The following is a 21,703-nucleotide window of genomic DNA, read 5'->3' on the forward strand; positions in this document are numbered from 1 at the left end:
ACCAGTTATCATCACCTGCGCCCCAACCGGCGGGAATCGTACGCCCACCGGGCGCGATATGTCTGTACATGCATTGGGTGCGTACATGTCAGCGCCTGACGCGAAGGTGGCTCACTGATGCGGTTGGCTGGGAAAAGAGCGCTGGTCACCGGCGGGCGGCAAGGCATCGGGCGCGGCATTGTTGACGCTTTCCGCCGTGAAGGCGCTGCGGTCACCACCTGCGGCCGCGGATCCCGACCCGAGGGGTTGGCCATGGACGTCGTGTGGTATCCTCTGGACGTCACCGATGTGGCTGCGGTTGAGGAGTTGGCATCGGTGATGGGCGGCACCGATATCCTTGTTAACAACGCCGGGGTTCAGGTCGAAAAGACCGTCACGGACAGTACGGACGCGGATTGGGATGCGGTGATCGGTACGAATTGCCGGGGCGTTTTCAATCTTTGCCGCGCGTTTATTCCCAGGATGTCAGAGGGCGGATCGATCATCAATTTAGGCTCTATTTCAGGGAAAGTCGCCGATCCATCGATGGCGCTTTACAATGCGTCAAAGGCGTTTGTGCATGGGTTGACGCGATCCATAGCCGTTGATCATGGCCCCAAGATTCGATGTAACGCGATCTGTCCGGGTTGGATCGAGACGGGGATGCTGGACGCCGGATTTGACTTGGCGACAAACCCCGAGGCCGCCCGAAACGACGCGCTTGCACGACATGCCGCGCGCCGGTTCGGCAAGCCCGAAGACATTGCCAGCATGGCGGTCTGGCTGGCTTCTGACGAAGCCGGGTTTGCCACCGGCCAGATGTTCACTGTGGATGGAGGCATGACGGCGGCTTCCCCTCTCAATCCGGGATTGTTCTGATGGAAATGCAACATACGGCATGTTTGGGCGGCGGTGTCATCGGTGCCAGCTGGGCGGCGTTGTTTCTGGCCTCGGGCCGGTCGGTGGCCATGTTCGATCCAGACCCTAATACAGAGAAAAACGTGCGAAGGTACGTTCAGGACGCGTGGCCAACGATGGAGGCGCTGGGCCTGACCGAAAGGGGCAACCCTAATGCGATCACCTTTCATCGCAGCGCTGCTGACGCTGTTGAAGGTGCGAGTTTCGTGCAGGAAAACGTACCGGAACGCTTGCCGATCAAACATGCGACCTTTGCCGAGATCGAACCGGCCTTATCCCCGGATGCAATCGTCGCAAGTTCGGCATCGGGCCTGACACTTGGGCAAATGCAACAGGGCTGGTCCGACCCGTCACGCTTTGTGCTGGGGCACCCGTTCAATCCGCCGCACCTGATCCCGCTGGTCGAGGTGATTGGCAACGAAAACACTGCCTATGACGTCGTGGACGCGGCGCAGGCGTTCTATGAAAGCGTTGGCAAGACCACGATCCGCGTCAAAAAAGAAGTGCGGGGCCATGTCGCAAACCGCCTGCAGGCCGCGTTGTGGCGCGAAGCGATCCACCTTGTGATTTCGGGTGTTGCCTCGGTCGAAGATGTGGACAAGGCCGTCTGGGCGGGTCCCGGTGTCAGATGGGCGGCGATGGGCCCGACCATGTTGTTCAACCTCGGGGCCGGAGAAGGGGGTATAAAGGCCTTTTGCGACCATTTTACGGATACGTTCAACGGATGGTGGGACGATCTGGGTCAGATTCATTTGACGGATGAGGTCGCGCAGAAACTGACAGATGGGGTCGCAGCCGAGGCAAGGGGCCAAACCCCGGCAGAACTGTCGCAAAGGCGGGATGCGCTGATTCTTGCGATGCAGAAATCGATCGCTGGGATGCGCTGACCTCAGCCGAGCAACTGCCCCAGCTTCATCGCCACGGCCATGTTGCCCGAGACTTTGAGCTTTCCAAGCGCCACACCGGTCATCGGGTTCAGCTTTCCGGTCAACAGTTTGGTCAGGTTATCCTGCGAAATGCGGATGGTGCAGTCCGTTTCCTGATCCTGTGTTGTGGCCTGATTGTCCGCCAAAACGATCACCCCGTCCGCACCACAATCAAATTTCAATGATCCGTCAAAGGTTTTGCCGTTCAGGCCTTTTTGAATTCCGTCGGCGATATCCTGAAGCATCCGGGGTCCTTTCGAAGTTTCCGAATGCGTAAAGCGTGAGGCCGCGAACAGGCAAGGCTGACCTCACTGGAACCACTGATCACGATGCCTTCAGGATCTGAACAGTTCGATCACAGGGTTGACCGTCATAGAACGCGTTCAGCACGGCCTGAAACTCGGCTGGAGCATCCGCAACAGATGAAAACAACGTCATGGACGACCGTAGTTTTTTCGCGTCGATCCCGCCCAGGATGTCGCTGGCCTCGCGCCCTTTGTGCAGCAGCATGAGCGAGGCCGCTTCCGATAGGCGACGGCGCAGCTCGGGGTGGTTCAGGTAGCGGGTCGCTTCGTCCAGATCCTCGATCCCGTAAAGCTGCGCCATATGGGACTGGCCCAGCTCGGCCAGTTGCGGAAACACGAACCACATCCAGTGGCTGGTTTTCTGCCCCTGTTCCAATTCACGCAGGACATCAGACCAAACCGTGTCCTGCGCCTCGATGAACATATCGAGTTCGTCGTCGTTATCGTCTTCGTCGATCACTTGGACAAACGCTTTTCGCGCGCGGCCAGCAGTTTCAGGCGCAGCGCGTTCAACTGGATGAAGCCTGCCGCGTCTGTCTGGTCATAAGCACCGGCGTCTTCCTCGAAGGTCACATGCGCCTCGGAATAGAGCGAGTGATCCGACCAGCGACCCACGGTCGAGGCCAGACCTTTGTACAGTTTCACGCGAACGGTGCCGGTGACATGCTCTTGGGACTTGTCGATGGCTGCCTGCAGCATTTCCCGTTCAGGCGAATACCAGAAGCCATTATAGATCAACTCTGCATATTGCGGCATCAGCTGGTCTTTCAGGTGCATTGCGCCACGGTCCATGGTGATGGACTCGATGCCACGGTGTGCTTCCAGCAGGATGGTGCCACCCGGCGTTTCGTAGATGCCGCGCGATTTCATGCCAACGAACCGGCCTTCGACCAGATCGAGACGGCCAATGCCGTGCTTGCCGCCATATTCGTTCAGCTTGGTCAGGATGGTGGCCGGGCTCATCGCCTCGCCATTGATGCTGACCGCGTCGCCTTTTTCAAAGCCGATCTCGATGAATTCCGGTTCGTTCGGCGCATCCTCGGGGTGGACGGTGCGCTGATAGACATAGTCGGGCGCCATATCGGCGGGGTCTTCCAGAACCTTGCCCTCGGACGAGGTGTGCAGCAGGTTGGCATCGACCGAGAAGGGGGCCTCGCCGCGTTTGTCCTTGGCAATCGGGATCTGGTTCTGTTCGGCGAATTCCAGCAGCTTGGTGCGGCTGGTCAGGTCCCACTCACGCCACGGCGCGATCACCTTGATATCGGGGTTAAGCGCGTAAGCGGCCAGTTCAAAACGAACCTGATCGTTGCCCTTGCCGGTCGCACCGTGGGCCACGGCGTCGGCACCGGTCGCTTCGGCAATTTCGACCAGACGTTTCGAGATCAGCGGGCGCGCGATCGAGGTACCCAGCAGGTACAAGCCTTCGTACTGCGCGTTGGCGCGGAACATCGGGAAGACGAAGTCGCGGACGAACTCTTCGCGGATATCCTCAATATAGATGTTCTCGGGCTTGATCCCCAGCAGCTCGGCCTTTTGGCGGGCGGGCTCCAGCTCTTCGCCCTGACCCAGATCGGCGGTGAAGGTGACGACCTCACACCCATACTCGGTCTGCAGCCATTTCAGGATGATCGAGGTATCAAGGCCACCGGAATAGGCCAGAACAACTTTCTTGGGCGCGGACATCTGATTTCCCTTTATGCGTAGAACGATTGGCCCCTAACGGGTTTTGGACGCGGGGGCAAGTTGGTGTGCGTTGACCTGAGGCGGGAATTGAGGTGAAACGGTTGGAAAGAGAACAAGGATTGGTTGAGAGGGCAGTTTTCATGTTGGGATTAGAGATTTTTGTGCATTCGGTGAAGATGGTTCTGAGGAACCTGAAGCAGGCACTGCAAATTTCAGTTGTACCGGCGCTGATCGGTGGCGTTCTGGCGATCGGCCTGTTTTTTCTGTTCGACATCCCATTCGAAGAATTCGACAGTGACACAACGGGCCTCCCCGAGGGTGTGGCCCCCCTATCTTTCGCCGGATTCTTGCTGAGCTTTATTGCCGTGGTATTTGGCGTCATGCTCTGGATTGTCGTGTCTTGGCATCGCTTTGTTCTGCTTGAAGAATATCCCAGCGGATTGGTCCCGCCTTTCAGGTTCGACCGCGTGCTCGCCTATTTTGGGCGCCTCCTTATGCTTGGCCTACTAGCTGTTATCATCATGATTCCAGCGACACTGATCATGAACATGATGGCGCAAGCTTCCGCAGTGTTGGGAGTTCTGTTTTGGTTTGGCTTGATCATCTTTCTCACTATCGGATTTTACCGGGCATCCCCAATTCTGCCCGGCGCAGCCATCGGACAACCGATAAAGCTCTCGGAAGCATGGAGGGCGACTTCAGGAGCGACCGGAGCAATCGCACTCTTGGTCGTACTGTCCATCCTCTTTCAGGTAATGCTTCAACTGTTGGCTTCGTTGCTACTATTCATCCCGATCATCGGTGTACTGATTGTTCTCTTTGCAACCATGCTGGTCGTCCCTTTGATCAACGTCAGCATCCTGACCACCATGTACGGCGTCTTCATCGAAAAACGCGAGCTGTCCTGAGCCCGTACACATATGTATTCCTTGCTCTTTTAGTCGGGATAGGCCAGTGAGGCGGGCATGACTGATTTCATGACCCGCGCCCGCGCTGCCGAACAGGCGATGCGCTCTGTTTTTCCGGCAACGCCGTTGCAGCGGAATGCCCATTTGTCCGACCGGTACGGCGCCGATATCTGGCTCAAGCGTGAAGACCTGAGCCCGGTGCGGTCGTACAAGCTTCGCGGTGCGTTCAATGCCATGCGCAAGCAGCAGGGGCAGGACCTGTTCGTTTGCGCCAGCGCGGGAAATCATGCGCAGGGTGTCGCGTTCATGTGCAAACATCTGGACGTGAAGGGGGTCATCTTCATGCCGGTGACGACGCCGCAACAGAAAATTCAGAAAACCCGCATCTTCGGTGGCGACAATATCGAGATTCATCTGACCGGCGACTATTTCGACGACACTCTGGCCGCCGCGCAGGACTGGTGTGCACAGAAGGGCGGGTACTTCCTGTCGCCCTTCGACGATGACGATGTGATCGAAGGGCAGGCGTCGCTGGCGGTCGAGATCGAAGCGCAGCTGGGCAGCGTGCCCGACCATGTCGTTCTGCCGGTAGGCGGTGGCGGCATGTCATCGGGTGTGGCGACCTGGTTCGGAGACCGGGCACATTGCCTGTTTGTCGAACCCAGCGGCGGGGCTTGTCTGCGTGCGGCTCTGGCGGCGGGGCATCCGGTATCGTTGGATCACATCGACAGCTTCGTCGATGGTGCGGCGGTTGGGCGGATCGGCGCGAAGCCCTTTGAACTGCTGAAATCACGCCATCTGTCCGATGTTCTGGTCCTTTCGGAAGACCGCATCTGCACCACGATGATCGAAATGCTGAATGTCGAAGGCATCGTTCTGGAGCCTGCCGGCGCGCTGGCAATCGAAGCGGTGGGCGATATCCAGAGCTTTGTGCGCGGCAAGACCGTGGTCTGCGTGACATCCGGCGGCAACTTTGATTTCGAACGCCTGCCCGAGGTCAAGGAACGGGCGCAGCGCTATTCCGGTGTGAAGAAGTACTTCATCCTGCGCCTGCCGCAGCGCCCAGGTGCGTTGAAAGAGTTTCTGGGCATCCTCGGACCCGAAGACGATATCGCCCGCTTTGAGTACATGAAGAAATCCGCGCGCAACTTCGGTTCGGTTCTGATCGGGATCGAAACCCGCAAGCCCGAGAATTTCATGCGTCTGTTTGCGCATCTGGACGAGGCCGGGTTCACCTATACCGATATCACCGAGGATGAGACGCTGGCGCAGTTCGTGATCTAGCCAAGGTTCTGGCGCAGTTCCGCTCCGAACTTGAGTTTCGAGCGTTTAAAGGCAGACAGGATCATGGGCAGATCGACATCGGCGCCCTGACCTGCGGCGGCCTGTCGTTCACCATCCTGACAGAGTTTTGAAAACTGGTCGAAGCCAAGGCTCAATGCACTGCCTTTCAGGAAATGCAGGTTCTGTTCCAGCTGGGTCCGATCCGTATCGTGATGCAGGCGAGTGATTACCTCCTGCACCTCTTCAAGGAAAATCTCGACCACCTCATCGAACTCATCCGGGCCAACTTCGTCTCGCAATTGCCTGACTCTGTCCCAGTGGATCATGCCAATTTACCTGCCGTTGAACGTATGGGTTTCTGGATACGGCACCTCCGGTAAAAGCCGGGTTAACGGCACAGCCCAACCGGGATTTTGGTCTTCACCGGATGTTAAATCTGTTGGCGCTAGGGTCGCCGTGTGTGAACGAACTCATCAGAGCAGAGGGTAAATGGTACCAGGGGCGAGTCTTGAGGACGCCAGATCAGATCTGGACTTCGGCGCGATCCGCAAGGTGCTGGTGGTGGATGACAGCCGTTTGCAGCGGCGCATTCTGGTGGCGTCACTCAGGAAATGGGGTTTTGAGGTGGTCGAGGCCGACACAGGTGACGCCGCCTTGGCGCATTGCAGAGACGACCCGCCCGATCTTGTTCTCAGTGATTGGGTCATGCCCGGGATGAGCGGCCTTGAATTCTGCACTGCGTTTCGCGCCTTGGACACAGATCAGTACAGTTACTTCATCCTCCTGACCTCCAAGAGCGAAAAGCAGGAGGTCGCGCGCGGTCTGGATGCCGGTGCAGACGATTTTCTGATCAAACCCCTGGAAGCTGACGAACTGCGCGCACGCATATCCGCCGGCGCGCGCATTCTGGATATGCAGAGAGAGCTGTCGCAGAAAAACCGCCTGATTGAAGCCGCGCTGGAAGAACTCAGGCTGGCGCATGATGCGATCGACAAGGACTTGATCCAGGCCAGAAAGATTCAGGAATCGCTGGTGCCGGAACTGACGCGGGAATTTGGGAACTCTCGGGTCAGCCTGTTGCTCAAACCCTGTGGCCACATTGGCGGGGACCTTGTTGGCATGTTCTCGCCCGGGGTCAACAGGCTGGGGTTTTACAGTATTGATGTGTCCGGGCATGGCATCACGTCGGCGATGATGACGGCCCGTTTGGGCGGGTATCTTTCAAGCAAGCATTTCGATCAGAATGTTGCTATGGAACAAAGGTTTAACAAGTTCTACGCGCTGTTGCCGCCGGAAGAGGTTGCGAAAACGCTCAACTCCCGCCTGATGGCGGATTCGGGGATCGAAGAGTATTTCACGATGGTCTACGCCATTGTGGATCTGCGCAACGGGCATCTGAAAATGGTGCAGGCCGGGCATCCGCACCCCCTTCTGCTGCGACAGGATGGCAACACCGAGTTTCTCGGCGACGGTGGCCTGCCGATCGGATTGATCGAAGACGCGTGCTTTCAGCAAATCGAGCTTCAGATGCAACCGGGCGACAAGTTGTTGTTGTATTCGGACGGGTTTACCGAATGCCATCTGGCTGATGGTGGTTTGCTGGAAGAAGACGGTCTGCGAGAGATGGCAAAACAGTGCGTATCGGAACGGGGCGGGTCGGAGTTTCTGGATGATATGTTCTGGCGTTTGACGCAGGTGATTTCGCCCAAAGACGGCATAGGGGATGACGTATCCGCCGTCTTCTTTGAATATAACGGGCCCTAAAGCGACCCGAGGTGCAGTTCGGCAAAGTGGCGGTCGCCATCATTGCCCAGTAATTCGACCGCGTCGGCTGAATCCATCCACAACGCTTCGTGGAACGCCTCGGTCGGCGGGCCCATACGGCGCACGGGGCGGGCGCGATAGATCAGGCAAACCTTTTCAGCCCACAGGTCATATTCTGGCATATAGGTAAATCGCCGAAACGCGCCGACGCGGCGCGGGTTGGCGACCTGCCAGCCGGTTTCTTCATAAACTTCGCGATGCAGGGCTGTGATTGGCGATTCGCCGGGATCAATGCCGCCACCCGGCAGTTGCAGATCCGGCCCGGGTTCGGTCTGACAGGTCAGCAACAAATGCGCGCCACGCGGCAGAAGCGCATAGACGCCAACCCTTCGGGTGTATTTCCGCCCCGGCTGAGGGGTTTCACCGAACCGTCTGATCATGTATGGCCCCTTACAACCCAATTTGTACGACCTATATGGTGCCGGTATGCCAACCCGTGGCGTGTAAGGAAACCCCATGTCTCTTGGAACCAAAATCGCGTGGGACGATACCGTCCTGCCCTTTCAACTTGATGCATCCGACATGCGCGGCCGCGTGGCCCGTCTGGACGGCGTGCTGGATGGCATCCTGAAGCAGCACGACTATCCGCAGCAGGTCGAAGCGCTGGTGGCTGAGATGGCCTTGCTGACCGCATTGATCGGCCAGACCGTTGCGCTGCGCTGGAAACTGTCGTTGCAGGTGCAGTCCAAAGGGGCTGTGCGCATGATCGCGACCGACTATTATGCGCCGCAGGAAGAGGGCCAGTCCGCCCAGATCCGCGCCTACGCCAGTTTTGACCGTGACCGGCTGACCGATGCCGCCCCGTTTGATCAGGTGGGCGAAGGGTATTTCGCGATCATGATCGATCAGGGCGAGGGCACGCAGCCCTACCAGGGTATCACCCCGCTGGCCGGCGGATCGCTCAGTGCCTGCGCCGAGGCGTATTTCGCGCAATCCGAGCAATTGCCGACGCGGTTCTCGCTGAGTTTCGGAAAATCGATCGAACCGGGCGTGAGCGAGCATTGGCGCGCGGGCGGTATCATGTTGCAGCACATGCCCAAAGCCTCGCCCTTTGCCGCTTCGGGCGAAGGAACCGGCGATATCCTGACGGCCAGCGATCTGGTGGATGGCGAAGAAGGTGAAAACTGGGGCCGGGTCAATATCCTGCTGGATACGGTCGAAGATCTGGAACTGATCGGCCCCGTGGTTGCCCCGACCGACCTTTTGGTTCGATTGTTCCACGAGGAACAACCGCGGGTTTACGACGCGCAGTCTGTGCAATTTGGCTGTACCTGTTCCGAAGATCGCGTGCGCCAGAGCCTGTCGATCTATTCGGCGAAGGACATCGAAAAGATGACAACGCCCGAAGGTCAGGTCACTGCCGATTGTCAGTTCTGCGGGGCACATTACGTGCTGGACCCCACAACTGTTGGGTTTGACGCCGAAGATTCCAAAGGTGCATGACCCTGTGGAACAGATCCGGGCGGCCCTGCGCCGCCCCGGTCACGGGTCCAGCGATTTTGACCTGAACCCTGAAACTGTTCTGCCGCCCGGACGACGGCTGCGCCCCGCCGGTGTTCTGGTGGCAATCTCGCTGGCAGGTGACACGCCGCAGGTGATCCTGACCAAAAGATCTTCGGCGCTGAAGCATCATCCGGGGCAGATCGCCTTTCCCGGCGGCAAACAGGAAGAAACCGATGCCGACGTTACGGCAGCGGCCTTGCGGGAAGCGCAGGAAGAGATCGGGCTGCCAGCCGAATTGCCAGAGGTTCTGGGGTTTCTGCCGACGCATGAAACCGTGACCTCTTTCTCCGTTACTCCCGTGGTCGCCATTCTGCGTGACAGCTTTCAACCGGTTCCGGAACCCGGCGAAGTCGATGAGGTTTTCTCGACCCCACTTGCCCATCTGTTGAATCCAGAGAATTATCTGGTTGAGTCGCGCCGCTGGCGGGGTCAGAAACGCAGGTATTACACGGTTCCCTTCGGCCCTTATTACATCTGGGGCGCGACGGCCCGGATATTGCGCGGGCTTGCAGCACGGGTGAATGAATGATGCAAATCAACGAACCCTGGGTCAGTGAACCGGCGACCCAAAAGGTTTGTTCGGCTTTGACCTTTTCCGGGGCACAGGCGCTTTTTGTGGGCGGATGTGTGCGCAACGCACTGCTGGGTGCGCCGGTATCGGATATCGACATCGCCACTGATGCCCGACCCAAACAGGTGGTCGAGATGGCGCAGGCCGTCGGGCTCAAGGCCATTCCAACCGGTATCGACCACGGTACGATCACAGTGGTCAGCGCAGGCATCCCGCATGAGGTCACGACGTTCCGCCGTGATGTGGAAACCGATGGTCGCAGGGCTGTCGTAGCGTTTTCCGATCACGTCGAAGAAGACGCCGCGCGGCGCGATTTTACTATGAACGCGATCTACGCAAGGCCCGATGGCACCGTGTTAGACCCGCTTGGTGGTCTTCCCGACCTTGAGGCCCGGTTGGTGCGGTTCATAGGAACGGCCGAGAATCGCATCCGCGAAGACTACCTGCGGTCGCTGCGCTATTTCCGCTTTCACGCCTGGTACGGTGATCCAAACGCCGGGTTTGACCCCGACGCGCTGGCCGCCATCGGTGCCAATCTTGAAGGTCTTGAATCGCTGTCGCGCGAACGGGTCGGGGCCGAGCTGCTGAAACTCCTGGGCGCGCCTGATCCAGCCCCTGCCGTTGCAACCATGCGCAGCACCGGCGTACTGGCCCGGTTGTTGCCGGGTGCAGAGGATCGATCCCTGTCAGTTTTGGTCGCGCTGGAGCAAGCGGCTGGGGCCGATCCCGATGCGGTGCGACGTCTGGCCTCCATTGCTACGCCCGAGGATGCGGCGACATTGCGGTTGAGCCGCTCGCAACTGCAACGTCTGACCCGGATGCGGGAAGAGGCACAGGCCTCCACCAGCGTGGCCGAGCTGGGGTATCGTTATGGCGACGAGGGCGGGTTGCACGAAACTCTTCTGCGCTGCGCTTTTCTGGAACAACCATGGTCCGAAGACCTCAGGCGCGATTTGCACACAGGGGCCGCAGCACGTTTCCCGATTCAGGCCAAGGACCTTATCCCCACCTTCACCGGACCGGCGCTGGGCAAAAAGCTGGCCGAGCTTGAAAGCCGCTGGATCGCATCCGGCTTTGCCTTGTCGCGCGAGGAATTGCTGGCAACCTAGCGCGAAGTCTCAAAAGGGGATGACAAGTTGGATCCTTTGTGTTTACTTGCACCTGTCACATGGATGGAGGAATGCGAATGTATTACGGGATCTGGTTCGGCTAAAGCCGGGACACTCGCCCCGTAAAGGGTGGTGTTCAGGCGCCATCTTTCTTCGCACGTCTATTTTATCGCTCAATCGGAGCACTCTCCATGTTTCGCTATTTCGAAAACCTTGTTGACCCTTTTGTCGCCTATCGTGAAGCCGACACACCGCCGACGCGGTTGTGGCCTTTCATGCTGGATTATTCTCGACCCTTCTTCCGGGTGTTTTTCTGGGCGGCGCTGATTTCCGTCCTCGTGGCCGGTGTTGAGATCGGGTTGATCTACTACATGGGCCGCGTGGTTGACCTGTTGGGCGGGACCCCTGTAGAGGTTTGGCAGAACCACGGGACAGAGCTGTTGCTGATGGCAGCCTTTGTCCTTTTGCTGCGCCCGTTGCTGCATCTGATCGACGTGCTGTTGTTGAACAACACGATCCTGCCGAACTTTGGCACGCTGATCCGCTGGCGCGCGCATAAACATGTACTGCGTCAGTCGGTGGGCTGGTTCGAAAACGATTTTGCCGGGCGGATTGCAAACCGGATCATGCAAACCCCACCCGCGGCGGGTGAGGTGATCTTTCAGGTTTTTGACGCGATTTCTTTCTCGCTGGCCTATCTGATCGGTGCGGCAATCCTGCTTTATGCGGCGGATCCGCGGCTTCTGATTCCGATGCTGATCTGGTTCGCGCTTTATGCGGTGCTGGTGCGCTGGACGGTGCAGCGTGTTGGCCCGGCGTCCAAGGCGGCGTCAGACGCGCGCTCGACCGTGACCGGTCGGGTGGTGGACAGCTATACAAACATTCATTCGGTTAAAATGTTCGCACATGGCCCACAAGAGCTGGATTATGCCCGTGAAGCGATTCAGGAAACCCGCCGGACCTTTCAGATCGAGATGCGGATTTTCACCATCATGGATGCGGTTCTGGTTACACTGAACGGTATGCTGATTGTGGGCGTAGTCGGCTGGGCCATTGCATTGTGGATGCAAGGCACCGCTTCGGTCGGTGTTGTTGCGGCGGCCACGGCGCTGACCCTGCGTCTGAACGCCATGACCGGATGGATCATGTGGGCGCTGACCAGCTTTTTCCGCCAGCTGGGTATCGTGGCCGAGGGGATGGAGACCATCGCCCAACCCATCGATCTGCTGGACGCACCGACTTCGAAACCACTGCAACTCAGCAAGGGTGAGATCCAGATCCGCGATCTCTCGCATCATTACGGACGCGAGGCCGGGGGTCTGGACCATATCAACCTGACCATCCAGCCCGGTGAAAAGATCGGATTGATCGGGCGGTCTGGCGCGGGAAAATCGACCCTAGTAAAGCTGCTTTTGCGGTTTTACGACGTTGAGCGTGGCGCAATTCTGATTGACGATCAGAACATTGCGGATGTCACGCAGGACAGCCTGCGCGGCCATATCGGCATGGTTCAGCAAGATAGCGCGTTGCTGCACCGGTCGGTGCGCGACAACATCCTCTATGGCCGTCCGGATGCGACCGAGGCGCAGATGATTGCCGCCGCCAAACAGGCCGAAGCGCATGAGTTCATCCTCGACCTGCAAGATCCGCAGGGGCGCACCGGGTATGACGCGCATGTCGGCGAACGGGGCGTGAAACTGTCCGGTGGTCAGCGGCAGCGCGTGACGCTGGCGCGGGTGATCCTAAAGGACGCGCCGATCTTGTTGTTGGATGAGGCGACATCTGCCCTAGATTCCGAGGTTGAAGCCTCAATTCAGGAAACTCTCTACGGCATGATGCAAGGAAAAACCGTGATCGCCATCGCCCACAGGCTCAGCACCATAGCGCAGATGGACCGTATTCTGGTGATGGATGCAGGTCGGATCGTCGAGGAAGGCGCGCATTCTGACCTGTTGGCGCAAGGTGGCCTTTACGCGCAGTTCTGGGCACGGCAGTCTGGCGGCTTCATGAATCCGGAGGCCGCTGAATGAGGATTGCCGACCTCATCTACCCGTTCAAGAACATCGAAACGCCCCCACCGCAGACCTTGGGGGCGTTCATTCGCTGGAGCCTGTCCGGCGCGTGGCCGATGCTGTTTGTCGCGGCCTTCTTCTCGGCCGTCGCTGGCGCGATGGAGGCGGTCACGGCCTGGATTTTGGGCCGTGTGATTGATGTGGCCTCCGCCAGCGGGCCCGAGAACTTTCTGACCGCAGAAAACATGTGGATGATTCTCAGCGCAGTTGCTTTTTTCATGCTGCTGCGTCCGGTGTTGTTTGGGCTGTCGTCCCTGTCGAACAACTACATCGTCATGCCCAACATCACACCTTTGGTGCTGGCCAAATTGAACCGTTGGACGCTGGGCCAGTCGGTGACCTATTTCGACGACGATTTCGCCGGGCGGATTGCGCAGAAGCAGATGCAGACGTCGAATGCCATGGCGTCGGTCGTGTCGGAAACGATCAGCGCGATTGTGTTTGCTCTGGCGTCTCTTGCTGGATCTTTGCTTTTGTTAGGGTCTATTCATCCTCTGGTGATGCTGCCCTTTGCCGCTTGGCTGGTGGTTTATTTCCTGCTTGTGCGCTGGTATTTGCCGCGTGTCCGTAAGCGCTCTGCCGCGCGGGCCGGGGCGCGGGCGATGGTATCGGGACAGGTGGTCGATACGATTACCAATATCAAAACCGTCAAGCTGTTTGCTCATTCCGATTTCGAAGATCAGGCTGCGCGCGAGTCGATGGTCGAGCTGCGGGAAAAATCGCTGGATTTTGGGAAATTGTCGGCCAGTTTCCGGTTCATCCTGATGACATTGGCCGGGGTGCTGCCCGTGTTGTTGTTGGGCGCAACGCTGTGGCTGTGGCAGTTCGGCATGGCAACCGCAGGGGACATCGTTGCCGCCGGGGCTGTTTCGATCCGCATTGCCCAGATGACCGGCTGGGTCAGTTTCACGCTTATGGGCCTGTACGCCAATGTGGGTGAGATTGAAAACGGGATGAAGACGCTGGCCAAACGGGACCGGGTCGAAGACGCCGGGAACGCACAAGACCTTGATGTGACGGATGGGTCGATCTCATTCGAAGGCGTCAGTTTTGCCTATGGTCGGGATGTCGGCGGGGTTGCGGATCTGACTCTGACTGTAAAACAGGGCGAAAAATTGGGCATCGTCGGTGCGTCGGGCGCGGGGAAATCCACCCTCGTGTCGCTGCTGCTCAGGCTCTATGACAGGGAAAGTGGCGCCATTCGCATTGACGGGCAGGACGTGTCGCAGGTGACGCAAGACAGTTTGCGCCGCCAGATTGGTATGGTCACGCAGGAAACGGCGATGTTCAACCGGTCCGCGCGCGAAAACATTCTGTACGGCCGCCCGGACGCATCGGAAAACGAAATGATCACCGCAGCCAAAAAGGCGGAGGCGCATGAGTTCATTCTCAGCCTCGAGGATGCGCATGGTCGCAAAGGCTATGATGCGCATCTGGGTGAGCGTGGCGTAAAGCTCAGCGGTGGGCAGCGGCAGCGGATCGCGTTGGCCCGTGCCATTTTGAAGGACGCTCCGATCCTGGTTCTGGATGAGGCAACGTCCGCGCTGGATTCCGAAGTTGAGGCTTCGATTCAGACCGCGTTGCATCGCGTGATGCAGGGTAAAACCGTTCTGGCCATCGCGCATCGCCTGTCCACGCTTAGCGAGATGGACCGGATCGTTGTTCTGGACCAAGGGCGGATTGTGGAATCCGGAACACATGAGGCGTTGTTGGACCAAGGCGGTCTCTATGCGCGGTTCTGGCACCGTCAATCGGGCGGCTTCATTCAGGCAGAAGCTGCGGAATAAGGGTTTTGTTGCCGTCAAAGCCCGGCTATCAGGCCCCTCATGACGCAGCAATTCACAATCACACGGCTTGGGCATCAGGGCGATGGCATTGCCGACGGCCCTGTCTATGCCCCGCGCACCTTGCCGGGCGAAGTTGTCAGCGGCACCCTTGATGGCCAATCACTGACCGATATCCGGGTCGAGACCCCGTCAGAGGATCGGGTAAAGGCCCCGTGTCGCCACTACAAAGCTTGTGGTGGGTGTCAGCTGCAGCACGCATCCGATGGGTTCGTTGCCGATTGGAAAGTGGACATCGTTCGCAACGCGCTGACGGCGCAGGGGCTTGAGGCGCCAATGCGACCGATACACACCTCGCCCGCCCAATCGCGCCGGCGCGCGACGATTGCGGTCAGGCGGACGAAAAAAGGCACATTGGCTGGATTTCACGGACGCGCGTCGGACACGATCACGGAAATCCCGGACTGTCGGTTGCTGGACCCGGCGCTGATCTCGGCCATTCCCGTGGCCGAGGCGCTGGCCGTTCTGGGTGGAAGCCGCAAGGGAGTATTGGCTGTCACGCTCACCTTATCCGAAGGCGGATTGGATGTGGCTGTCAAAGGCGGCAAATCGCTGGATGGGCCCTTGGAGTTGGCCTTGGCGCAAGCGACCGAAAGATATGGACTGGCCCGACTCAGCTGGGATGGTGAAGTAATTGCCATGCGCCACGCTCCGGTTCAGCGTTTTGGATGCGCTGCTGTCACACCACCACCCGGAGCCTTTCTGCAAGCGACCAAGGACGGAGAACAGGCTCTGTTACAGGCAGTATTGCAGGCAACGCAGGGCGCGAAACGCATCATCGACCTGTTTGCAGGCAGCGGGACATTCTCTCTGCCGTTGGCGGAAAACGCCGAAGTTCATGCTGTCGAAGGTGAAGCCGCGATGGTTCAGGCACTGGATCAGGGTTGGCGCCGGGCGCAAGGGCTGAAACGCGTGACGACCGAGGCGCGCGACCTGTTCCGCCGCCCGCTGATGCCGGATGAGTTGAAAACTTTCGACGCAGTCGTCCTGGACCCGCCCCGTGCCGGGGCAGAGGCGCAGGTCGAAGAACTGGCGCAGGCCAGACGCCCGGTGATTGCCTATGTCTCATGCAACCCTGTGACCTTCGCGCGTGATGCAAAAACGCTGGTTAACGCGGGTTACACCCTTGAATGGGTACAGGTCGTTGACCAATTTCGATGGTCGTCACATACGGAACTTGCCGCGCGGTTTGTGCTGAGCGCCGCATCTTGATCAGACAGGAGAAGCTGACACATGGGGTCTAATGAGCGTTTGCTGAACATTGTCGAAGCGCCCGCATTCGGGCGTTTCATCACGGCTGTCATCATTTTCAACGCGATCCTTCTGGGGATGGAAACGTCGCCGACCCTGATGGAGATTGCAGGGCCGGTGATCGTTACGCTGGACAAGCTGTGTCTTGCGATCTTTGTGGCTGAAATCGCCATGAAGCTGATCGCCACCGGGCGCAGGTTCTTCACAAATGGCTGGAATATCTTTGATTTCCTGATCGTGGGCATCGCCCTTGTTCCCAGCGCCGGAAGTCTGTCGGTGCTTCGTGCCCTGCGGATTCTGCGGGTATTGCGTGTGATTTCCGTGGCCCCTCGACTGCGTCGCGTGGTCGAAGGGTTCATCTCGGCCCTGCCGGGCATGGCCAGTGTGTTCCTGCTGATGGCGATCCTGTTCTATATCGGGGCCGTGATCTCGACCAAATTGTTCTCGACGTCGTTCCCCGGCTGGTTCGGTGATCTGGGCCTGTCGGCTTACACGTTGTTCCAGATCATGACGTTGGAAAGCTGGTCGATGGGAATCGTGCGCCCGGTGATGGAAATTTATCCCTATGCCTGGGTCTTCTTTGTTCCTTTCATCATGGTCACCACATTTGCGGTGGTGAACCTGCTGGTGGGTCTGATCGTCAACTCGATGCAGGATGCCCATCACGCCGAGGACGAGGTCAAAACCGACGCCTATCGTGACGAAGTTCTGGAACGGCTGGAAAGCATTGAACGCCGACTGACGGAACAATCGAACATCAAAAAGTGATTTCAGTTTTTTCTTTTTTTGGCATAATGGTCGCAAAAAAGCAGAGCAGGCAGTGAAACATGGATCGTCGAGCATTCGGATTGGGGGCGATGGCAACGCTGAGCCTTACGGCTTGTGCCTCAGCCAACCCTAGATTTCTGACATATAACGGGCCCGAAGTGACCTCTTTGGTGGTCAACAAGGGCGCGCGCAAACTCTACTTGCTGCACAACGAAAAGATCCTCAAGGAATATGAAGTGGATCTGGGATTTGCGCCGCATGGGACAAAGAACCAGCGCGGTGATGGGCGTACGCCTGAAGGCACCTATCTGATCGACCGGCGCAACCCCAGAAGCCGGTATCATCTGTCCCTTGGCATTTCCTATCCCAATTCGCAGGATGTCGCCAAAGCCAAGGCTGCGGGCGTAGATCCGGGTGGTGATATCTTTATCCATGGTCAACCGAACCTGCGATCTGAACTGCGACGCGCCAAAAAGACGCCGGATTGGACAGCAGGATGCATCGCGGTCAAAAATGACGAGATCGAAGAAATCTATTCGATGGTCAATCAGGGTACGCTGATCACTCTGCGCCCCTAGGCTCTACTGGCATCCAGTCACCGAACCCGAACGCCTCATAGTCGCGCTGGTATGCTTCACGCGCCAGCGCTTCCAATTGCGCGTCGTAGATCTGGTCGAGAGAGTACGGCTCATCCTGTGTAAGACGACCAGGCAGAGGCGGGTTTGAATGCCCCATGTTTCGTGCCAAATCCGGCAGAGCGGTCATTAGGTCTTCTTCCCGCAAGATCAGGTCCGGCATGGCGAAGGACGCGATGCCTTCCAGTGTTCTGGATTGGCTGCACCATGTCCCATCCACGCGGATCGGCGTCTGACCGTTCAGGTTGAAGCGTAAAAAGCCCAGAAAACCCGAAAACGCCTCATGGTGCTGCTCTACGGAATAATTGTCGTCCCGTATTTGCCCGGGAAGCGGCAGCTTGAGCCGGTTGCGCAGGTAGTTTCGCACCATCTTATAGCTGCCAGGTCCGGTGCTTAGAATGTGTTGACAAAATGCCGTATGTGCCCGAGCCAAGGGGTGGCGCAGAACCGTGAATTGCCGGTGCCCAGGGTGGTTCTGCATCCACAACCGGACCTGTTTGCGTTTCTGATCGGTGATCAGATCCTCCGTCGGACATCCGTCAAGATCGGCCAGCCATTGCGCAATAGCAGGCTCTAATCCGCAACGAATGGGCAAATACATCAACGCGGACTTTGCTGCTGCGATGTAAAGCGGCACTGCCGCGCCGCGCTGTGGTTCGAAACTGATCGACCGATGCAGTCCGAACCGATCCTGATCTGACAAGGCTTGCGTCATCTCATCAGGGTTGGTGACCTTGGACAAAGCGGGGGCCGGATTCTGTGGTTTCAGCGTATCGTCCAGCCGGGTCAACCGCGCCTCAACCCCCAGCCATGCGGCCAGCCCGTTCAGAACGTCCAATTCGGTCAGGTCGTCATAGTTTATGAAAAACCCGGTTTGGCCTGTTTTCTGCAAATGTCGCTGTACCATCTGCTGATGGTTTTGCATCTGATCCAGATAATCGGAAAACTCATTTGCGTCGAAATCGACCTGCGCATCAACGCGGCGTTTGATGTTCTTCAACTGCCATTGCTGTGTGGTTCGCGCGATTTTCAGCGACAGATAGCTGTCCAACGGATTGCGGGTCAGAATGATCTTGGCGCATCGCGGATCGTTCAGAATGGGTTTCAGGACACGCGGGTCATGATCCTCGAAGTAGCGGAAACCGTTTATGCCGCCGGGGGCTGAACGGATCGCCTTTAGCAATTGCATGGGATCCGCGTCGCGGTCTTCCTGCGAGACACCCAAAAGACTGTCAGAAGTCCGGGCGCCGACAAATTGCGCGTTGAACGCCTCGCCGAAGCAGGTGACCCCTTCCAGCGCGTTCAGATTGGCCTCGAGCAGGTTCGATCCGGTGCGCATCGCCGCCAGAACAACAAAATAATCAAACTTGGCTGACATGTGAAATCACTGCACCAGATAGGGTTTGCGGTAGGGTTTCGTCTGCCGACCAAACACGTCATCCGCAGGGAAATCGCCCATCAGATACGGGTGCATTCCCTGATTCTTGAGGTTTTGCAGAAACTTCCCAAACCCGGACAGATCGACCATTGTTGGCACTTCGTTCAAATGGCTGGCCTGCTGCACGCCGATCGCTTCGAGGACGGTTTGCAAAGCATCCATCGGCGATTCAATAAAATCAGCCAAGGACCAGCTGTGCATCCGCGCCTTGGTCCAGACCGAGGTCAGAACCTCAAGCTGCTTGGTTTCAATCTGTTGCAGACGCGCCGCCTCGCATCTGATTTCCGAGAAGTTCATATTCGACCGGAACAAGGGAATCGCCCATGCTCCGGTAATGATCGAAATCTGGGCGTTCTTGTCTCGCGCCAGAAACCAGTTGATTTCCTGGTTGTCCCTAGGGCCGAACTGAAAACACTGCCGCTCACCCCGCGTGTTCCAGATCAGGTTCGACAGAAAGGCCGTCGGATTATAATCCCGCAACGCGGCACAATCGCTGAGCGCGCCGTTCGTGATGGTTTCGCCCTGCGCAAATTCGGCGCGCTCAGGTCCGAAGAGATGGCCGTGCACTTTGTTGCCGGTGGTTGCGGCCAGCCACGTTTCGAAATCCTCAAACAGTTCGGAAAAACCTTGAAACACCGAGTAAGGTGATGATGTCAGGCCGTTTTCGCTGCCATGCCGGGGAAACCGGCTTTGCATGTACAGGCCATCGCGCCCCCGTGTACGCCGCTCCACCGCTTTCGAAAAGACGCGGTCGATCTTGCCCGGGTTCGGCTCTGCCGGTTTCATCGCACTGGCCTGGTCGGTCAAGAAGGCCTGATACAGCCGTTCGGCCCGAGGCCAGATCTTGCGGGCAACAAAGCAATCCGACCGGCGCAGCAATTGTAGGTGATCATCATAGAAGATGTGCGGCCGACCCTGATAGTCGAACTTGGACAGGGTCAGAGAGCGGCTTTCGATATGAGTCGAGTATTGACGCGCCAGTGTCTGAAAATAGCTTTCATCCGGAATCCACACATGGCGGAAATAGGTGTCGTATTGCTTGCGTTTGGGGTCCTGGAGAATGGCGGACAAGGTCTGACGGGTCAGGCACCACCATTGGCTGCCCATATGTGGAACCAGCCCGTCGGGGATTTTCCTTCGAAAGCCCACGGCGCGTTGAAGTTTCACATAGGCGTCGAACAACTTGCGCTGCTTGCGCCATGAAAATGGAAACCGCAGGACGAAGCGTTCGTGATCCAGCCCGCCGATCGTCCAGCTGACATCCGACGTCGTCGCGCTTTCGATAAAGTCGACGCGGGGCCGGTCTGACAGGTAATCGATCAGCTCCTGTACCGGTCGCAAGGGCAGGCAGGCCCCCGAGGCAAGAAACACATGCCGTACCTCGGGAAATTTCTCCAGCATCAGCTCGGATGCTTGCTGTGAGGCGGCAACAATACCCCAGCCACCCCAATCGCAGCGGTGCCGATCTGAAAACACAATCCGGGGTTCGTTCGAACAGGATGCCACAAATCGCGCATAAACACCGTCGGGCACCTTGCGGTCCACATGTATGACGACCGGGCATCCCGCTGCCGTCCAATGGCGCGCCACCTGTTCGGCCCGGTCCAGCGAGGTATGGACCAGCATGATAACACCAAGACCGCTCATGCCCAGTTTCCTTTCGACATGAGGCCCAGAATCTCAAGCTGCCGCCAGTTGATATACGCCTCGGACCACTCGCACCAGAAAACGGGCTTGTCCTCAAGCTGAGTGGCATAGGCCTTGTATTCCCCCGATCCTCGATAATGCTGGCCCCGCTGCAATTCTTCGCGCGCCTTGTCGCCAATCGTGTTGATCAGCTTGGCGTGAAGCAGCGACCCGCTGGCCTTTTCGCCGCCCCATTCATCGTAGACCTGATTGAGCCCGCGCGGCAAAAGCGAATGTGTCGAGCTGACATAGACATAGCGACGATCCCATTTCACCAGCGGGATCTTGTTCAGCGCCGGCGCTTTGGAGGGGTTGTCCCGAAAGAACACACGCGCCCGCGGGCCGCCTTGAATCCACAGGTTCCTGTAGTCCGGGTTCTTGGTGATCATGTAGTTGCCGGGATCGAACCAGCGCGCAATTTCAAACGGATCCTGTCCTTCTTGATAAGGTTCGGCATCGATCGCCCCCTCTGGGTACATGTCGATCAGCATGGTGCCGAAGCTGCGCACGGCACAGCCATCCAGCCAATCCGTCAACGCGCGGATCGGGCGGGTGTCGCAGAACGGGTAGATGAAGAATTCATCCGGATCGACCGACAGGACCCAATGCCCATGCGCGTATTTGCGCAGGATATAGTTTGACCAGTCCAGACCATAGCTTGCGCGTTTGTAACTGGTCGTCGTGCGCCAGACCGATACATCCGCTTGCTCTTTCAGGAATTCAAAACTGCCGTCATCGCTGTCGTTGTCGATGAACAGAAAGTGGTTGATGCCCAGCTTGCGGTAATATTCCAGAAAGAACGGCAGGCGAATTTTCTCGTTTCGCACCACGCTCATCAACAGGATATCGCCGCGACGGATCGCCGATGTGTTGATGCTGGCGGGCTTGAGTTCACGGCGTCGTCTGAGACAGCGCAGAATACGGCGCTTGCGCCGCAATCTCATTTTGTAGGACTCAAACAGGCTCACGTGACTGCCCAACCTTTGTTATGACGCGAGC

General features: G+C 58.0%; 21 protein-coding genes. 13 read left to right on the forward strand and 8 right to left on the reverse strand.

Features of this window, described 5'->3' with window-relative positions:
* The first annotated feature begins 117 nt into the window (after positions 1-117).
* Complete coding sequence (locus tag ACR0LF_RS19390) at positions 118-858, forward strand: SDR family NAD(P)-dependent oxidoreductase (RefSeq protein ID WP_480577451.1); 741 nt, start codon at positions 118-120, stop codon at positions 856-858.
* Entirely contained in the window at positions 858-1,784 is a 927-nt protein-coding gene (locus ACR0LF_RS19395) for a 3-hydroxyacyl-CoA dehydrogenase NAD-binding domain-containing protein (protein ID WP_480627512.1), read from the forward strand. The genes ACR0LF_RS19390 and ACR0LF_RS19395 overlap by 1 nt, the downstream gene beginning before the upstream one ends.
* A gap of 2 nt (positions 1,785-1,786) precedes the next feature.
* Here ACR0LF_RS19395 and ACR0LF_RS19400 read toward each other — a convergent pair whose 3' ends face one another.
* From ACR0LF_RS19400 to ACR0LF_RS19410, 3 genes are all read right to left on the reverse strand, one after another.
* The gene (locus tag ACR0LF_RS19400) at positions 1,787-2,068 is read right to left on the reverse strand and encodes an SCP2 sterol-binding domain-containing protein (RefSeq protein WP_480577457.1); all 282 of its coding nucleotides are present in this window, start codon (positions 2,066-2,068) and stop codon (positions 1,787-1,789) included.
* Positions 2,069-2,147: 79 nt separating this feature from the next.
* Entirely contained in the window at positions 2,148-2,552 is a 405-nt protein-coding gene (locus tag ACR0LF_RS19405; RefSeq protein ID WP_480578047.1) for a DUF1810 domain-containing protein, read from the reverse strand.
* 32 nt (positions 2,553-2,584) lie between these two features.
* The gene (locus ACR0LF_RS19410) at positions 2,585-3,811 is read right to left on the reverse strand and encodes an argininosuccinate synthase (protein ID WP_480577461.1); all 1,227 of its coding nucleotides are present in this window, start codon (positions 3,809-3,811) and stop codon (positions 2,585-2,587) included.
* Between the two features lie 92 nt (positions 3,812-3,903).
* On the opposite strand from ACR0LF_RS19410, the gene ACR0LF_RS19415 reads away from it, so the two are divergent.
* Positions 3,904-4,719 (forward strand): hypothetical protein, encoded by an 816-nt coding sequence (locus ACR0LF_RS19415; protein ID WP_480577465.1) that lies wholly within the window; start codon positions 3,904-3,906, stop codon positions 4,717-4,719.
* Positions 4,720-4,776: 57 nt separating this feature from the next.
* Positions 4,777-6,003, forward strand: a complete 1,227-nt coding sequence (gene ilvA, locus ACR0LF_RS19420) for a threonine ammonia-lyase IlvA (RefSeq protein ID WP_480577468.1) — start codon at positions 4,777-4,779, stop codon at positions 6,001-6,003.
* On the opposite strand, the gene ACR0LF_RS19425 is transcribed toward ilvA, so the two are convergent.
* Positions 6,000-6,329, reverse strand: a complete 330-nt coding sequence (locus ACR0LF_RS19425; protein ID WP_480577471.1) for an Hpt domain-containing protein — start codon at positions 6,327-6,329, stop codon at positions 6,000-6,002. The two genes, ilvA and ACR0LF_RS19425, sit on opposite strands and share 4 nt — an antisense overlap.
* Positions 6,330-6,492: 163 nt before the next feature.
* Here ACR0LF_RS19425 and ACR0LF_RS19430 point away from each other — a divergent pair, with 163 nt between their 5' ends.
* Complete coding sequence (locus tag ACR0LF_RS19430) at positions 6,493-7,767, forward strand: PP2C family protein-serine/threonine phosphatase (RefSeq protein ID WP_480577474.1); 1,275 nt, start codon at positions 6,493-6,495, stop codon at positions 7,765-7,767.
* Here the strand turns inward: ACR0LF_RS19430 and ACR0LF_RS19435 are convergent.
* Positions 7,764-8,207, reverse strand: a complete 444-nt coding sequence (locus tag ACR0LF_RS19435) for an NUDIX hydrolase (protein WP_480577477.1) — start codon at positions 8,205-8,207, stop codon at positions 7,764-7,766. The two genes, ACR0LF_RS19430 and ACR0LF_RS19435, sit on opposite strands and share 4 nt — an antisense overlap.
* A 76-nt stretch (positions 8,208-8,283) precedes the next feature.
* Here ACR0LF_RS19435 and hslO point away from each other — a divergent pair, with 76 nt between their 5' ends.
* From hslO to ACR0LF_RS19475, 8 genes are all read left to right on the forward strand, one after another.
* The gene (gene hslO, locus ACR0LF_RS19440) at positions 8,284-9,270 is read left to right on the forward strand and encodes an Hsp33 family molecular chaperone HslO (RefSeq protein WP_480577480.1); all 987 of its coding nucleotides are present in this window, start codon (positions 8,284-8,286) and stop codon (positions 9,268-9,270) included.
* A gap of 4 nt (positions 9,271-9,274) precedes the next feature.
* Entirely contained in the window at positions 9,275-9,859 is a 585-nt protein-coding gene (locus tag ACR0LF_RS19445; RefSeq protein ID WP_480577483.1) for a CoA pyrophosphatase, read from the forward strand.
* On the forward strand, positions 9,856-11,010 hold the full coding sequence (locus tag ACR0LF_RS19450; protein ID WP_480577486.1) for a CCA tRNA nucleotidyltransferase: 1,155 nt from the start codon (positions 9,856-9,858) through the stop codon (positions 11,008-11,010). Before ACR0LF_RS19445 ends, ACR0LF_RS19450 begins: the two co-directional genes overlap by 4 nt.
* A gap of 191 nt (positions 11,011-11,201) precedes the next feature.
* Positions 11,202-13,040: an ABC transporter ATP-binding protein gene (locus ACR0LF_RS19455; RefSeq protein WP_480577490.1), complete on the forward strand. Its 1,839-nt coding sequence runs from the start codon at positions 11,202-11,204 to the stop codon at positions 13,038-13,040.
* Positions 13,037-14,869 carry an ABC transporter ATP-binding protein gene (locus tag ACR0LF_RS19460; protein ID WP_480577493.1) on the forward strand — a complete coding sequence of 611 codons (1,833 nt, stop codon included), beginning with the start codon at positions 13,037-13,039 and terminating at the stop codon, positions 14,867-14,869. The genes ACR0LF_RS19455 and ACR0LF_RS19460 overlap by 4 nt, the downstream gene beginning before the upstream one ends.
* A 39-nt stretch (positions 14,870-14,908) precedes the next feature.
* A complete protein-coding gene (locus ACR0LF_RS19465) occupies positions 14,909-16,138 on the forward strand; it encodes a class I SAM-dependent RNA methyltransferase (RefSeq protein WP_480577496.1) in 1,230 nt (409 codons plus the stop codon).
* Positions 16,139-16,159: 21 nt separating this feature from the next.
* The gene (locus ACR0LF_RS19470; RefSeq protein ID WP_480577499.1) at positions 16,160-16,945 is read left to right on the forward strand and encodes an ion transporter; all 786 of its coding nucleotides are present in this window, start codon (positions 16,160-16,162) and stop codon (positions 16,943-16,945) included.
* A gap of 59 nt (positions 16,946-17,004) precedes the next feature.
* The gene (locus ACR0LF_RS19475) at positions 17,005-17,523 is read left to right on the forward strand and encodes a L,D-transpeptidase family protein (protein WP_480577502.1); all 519 of its coding nucleotides are present in this window, start codon (positions 17,005-17,007) and stop codon (positions 17,521-17,523) included.
* On the opposite strand, the gene ACR0LF_RS19480 is transcribed toward ACR0LF_RS19475, so the two are convergent.
* Genes ACR0LF_RS19480 through ACR0LF_RS19490 form a run of 3 tightly spaced genes read right to left on the reverse strand, consistent with a single transcriptional unit; the run spans position 17,507 to position 21,648 of the window.
* Positions 17,507-18,958: a nodulation protein NodH gene (locus tag ACR0LF_RS19480; protein ID WP_480577505.1), complete on the reverse strand. Its 1,452-nt coding sequence runs from the start codon at positions 18,956-18,958 to the stop codon at positions 17,507-17,509. The genes ACR0LF_RS19475 and ACR0LF_RS19480 overlap by 17 nt on opposite strands.
* Before the next feature lie 6 nt (positions 18,959-18,964).
* Entirely contained in the window at positions 18,965-20,665 is a 1,701-nt protein-coding gene (locus tag ACR0LF_RS19485; RefSeq protein ID WP_480577508.1) for a DUF5927 domain-containing protein, read from the reverse strand.
* On the reverse strand, positions 20,662-21,648 hold the full coding sequence (locus tag ACR0LF_RS19490) for a glycosyltransferase family 2 protein (RefSeq protein WP_480578049.1): 987 nt from the start codon (positions 21,646-21,648) through the stop codon (positions 20,662-20,664). The genes ACR0LF_RS19485 and ACR0LF_RS19490 overlap by 4 nt, the downstream gene beginning before the upstream one ends.
* Positions 21,649-21,703: the final 55 nt, after the last annotated feature.

The sequence above is a fragment of the Ruegeria sp. E8 genome (genome assembly GCF_056533985.1).

What these genes read in the sequence shown, in the direction of transcription:
- ACR0LF_RS19470 (WP_480577499.1), top strand. Translation starts at nt 16,160, where the DNA reads ATGGGGTCTAATGAGCGTTTGCTGAACATTGTCGAAGCGCCCGCATTC.
- ACR0LF_RS19465 (WP_480577496.1), top strand. Translation starts at nt 14,909, where the DNA reads ATGACGCAGCAATTCACAATCACACGGCTTGGGCATCAGGGCGATGGC.
- ACR0LF_RS19430 (WP_480577474.1), top strand. Translation starts at nt 6,493, where the DNA reads ATGGTACCAGGGGCGAGTCTTGAGGACGCCAGATCAGATCTGGACTTC.
- ACR0LF_RS19485 (WP_480577508.1), bottom strand. Translation starts at nt 20,665, where the DNA reads ATGAGCGGTCTTGGTGTTATCATGCTGGTCCATACCTCGCTGGACCGG.
- hslO (WP_480577480.1), top strand. Translation starts at nt 8,284, where the DNA reads ATGTCTCTTGGAACCAAAATCGCGTGGGACGATACCGTCCTGCCCTTT.
- ACR0LF_RS19455 (WP_480577490.1), top strand. Translation starts at nt 11,202, where the DNA reads ATGTTTCGCTATTTCGAAAACCTTGTTGACCCTTTTGTCGCCTATCGT.
- ACR0LF_RS19475 (WP_480577502.1), top strand. Translation starts at nt 17,005, where the DNA reads ATGGATCGTCGAGCATTCGGATTGGGGGCGATGGCAACGCTGAGCCTT.
- ACR0LF_RS19480 (WP_480577505.1), bottom strand. Translation starts at nt 18,958, where the DNA reads ATGTCAGCCAAGTTTGATTATTTTGTTGTTCTGGCGGCGATGCGCACC.
- ACR0LF_RS19390 (WP_480577451.1), top strand. Translation starts at nt 118, where the DNA reads ATGCGGTTGGCTGGGAAAAGAGCGCTGGTCACCGGCGGGCGGCAAGGC.
- ACR0LF_RS19460 (WP_480577493.1), top strand. Translation starts at nt 13,037, where the DNA reads ATGAGGATTGCCGACCTCATCTACCCGTTCAAGAACATCGAAACGCCC.
- ACR0LF_RS19425 (WP_480577471.1), bottom strand. Translation starts at nt 6,329, where the DNA reads ATGATCCACTGGGACAGAGTCAGGCAATTGCGAGACGAAGTTGGCCCG.
- ACR0LF_RS19410 (WP_480577461.1), bottom strand. Translation starts at nt 3,811, where the DNA reads ATGTCCGCGCCCAAGAAAGTTGTTCTGGCCTATTCCGGTGGCCTTGAT.
- ACR0LF_RS19405 (WP_480578047.1), bottom strand. Translation starts at nt 2,552, where the DNA reads ATGTTCATCGAGGCGCAGGACACGGTTTGGTCTGATGTCCTGCGTGAA.
- ACR0LF_RS19435 (WP_480577477.1), bottom strand. Translation starts at nt 8,207, where the DNA reads ATGATCAGACGGTTCGGTGAAACCCCTCAGCCGGGGCGGAAATACACC.
- ACR0LF_RS19490 (WP_480578049.1), bottom strand. Translation starts at nt 21,648, where the DNA reads ATGAGATTGCGGCGCAAGCGCCGTATTCTGCGCTGTCTCAGACGACGC.
- ilvA (WP_480577468.1), top strand. Translation starts at nt 4,777, where the DNA reads ATGACTGATTTCATGACCCGCGCCCGCGCTGCCGAACAGGCGATGCGC.
- ACR0LF_RS19400 (WP_480577457.1), bottom strand. Translation starts at nt 2,068, where the DNA reads ATGCTTCAGGATATCGCCGACGGAATTCAAAAAGGCCTGAACGGCAAA.
- ACR0LF_RS19395 (WP_480627512.1), top strand. Translation starts at nt 858, where the DNA reads ATGGAAATGCAACATACGGCATGTTTGGGCGGCGGTGTCATCGGTGCC.
- ACR0LF_RS19450 (WP_480577486.1), top strand. Translation starts at nt 9,856, where the DNA reads ATGATGCAAATCAACGAACCCTGGGTCAGTGAACCGGCGACCCAAAAG.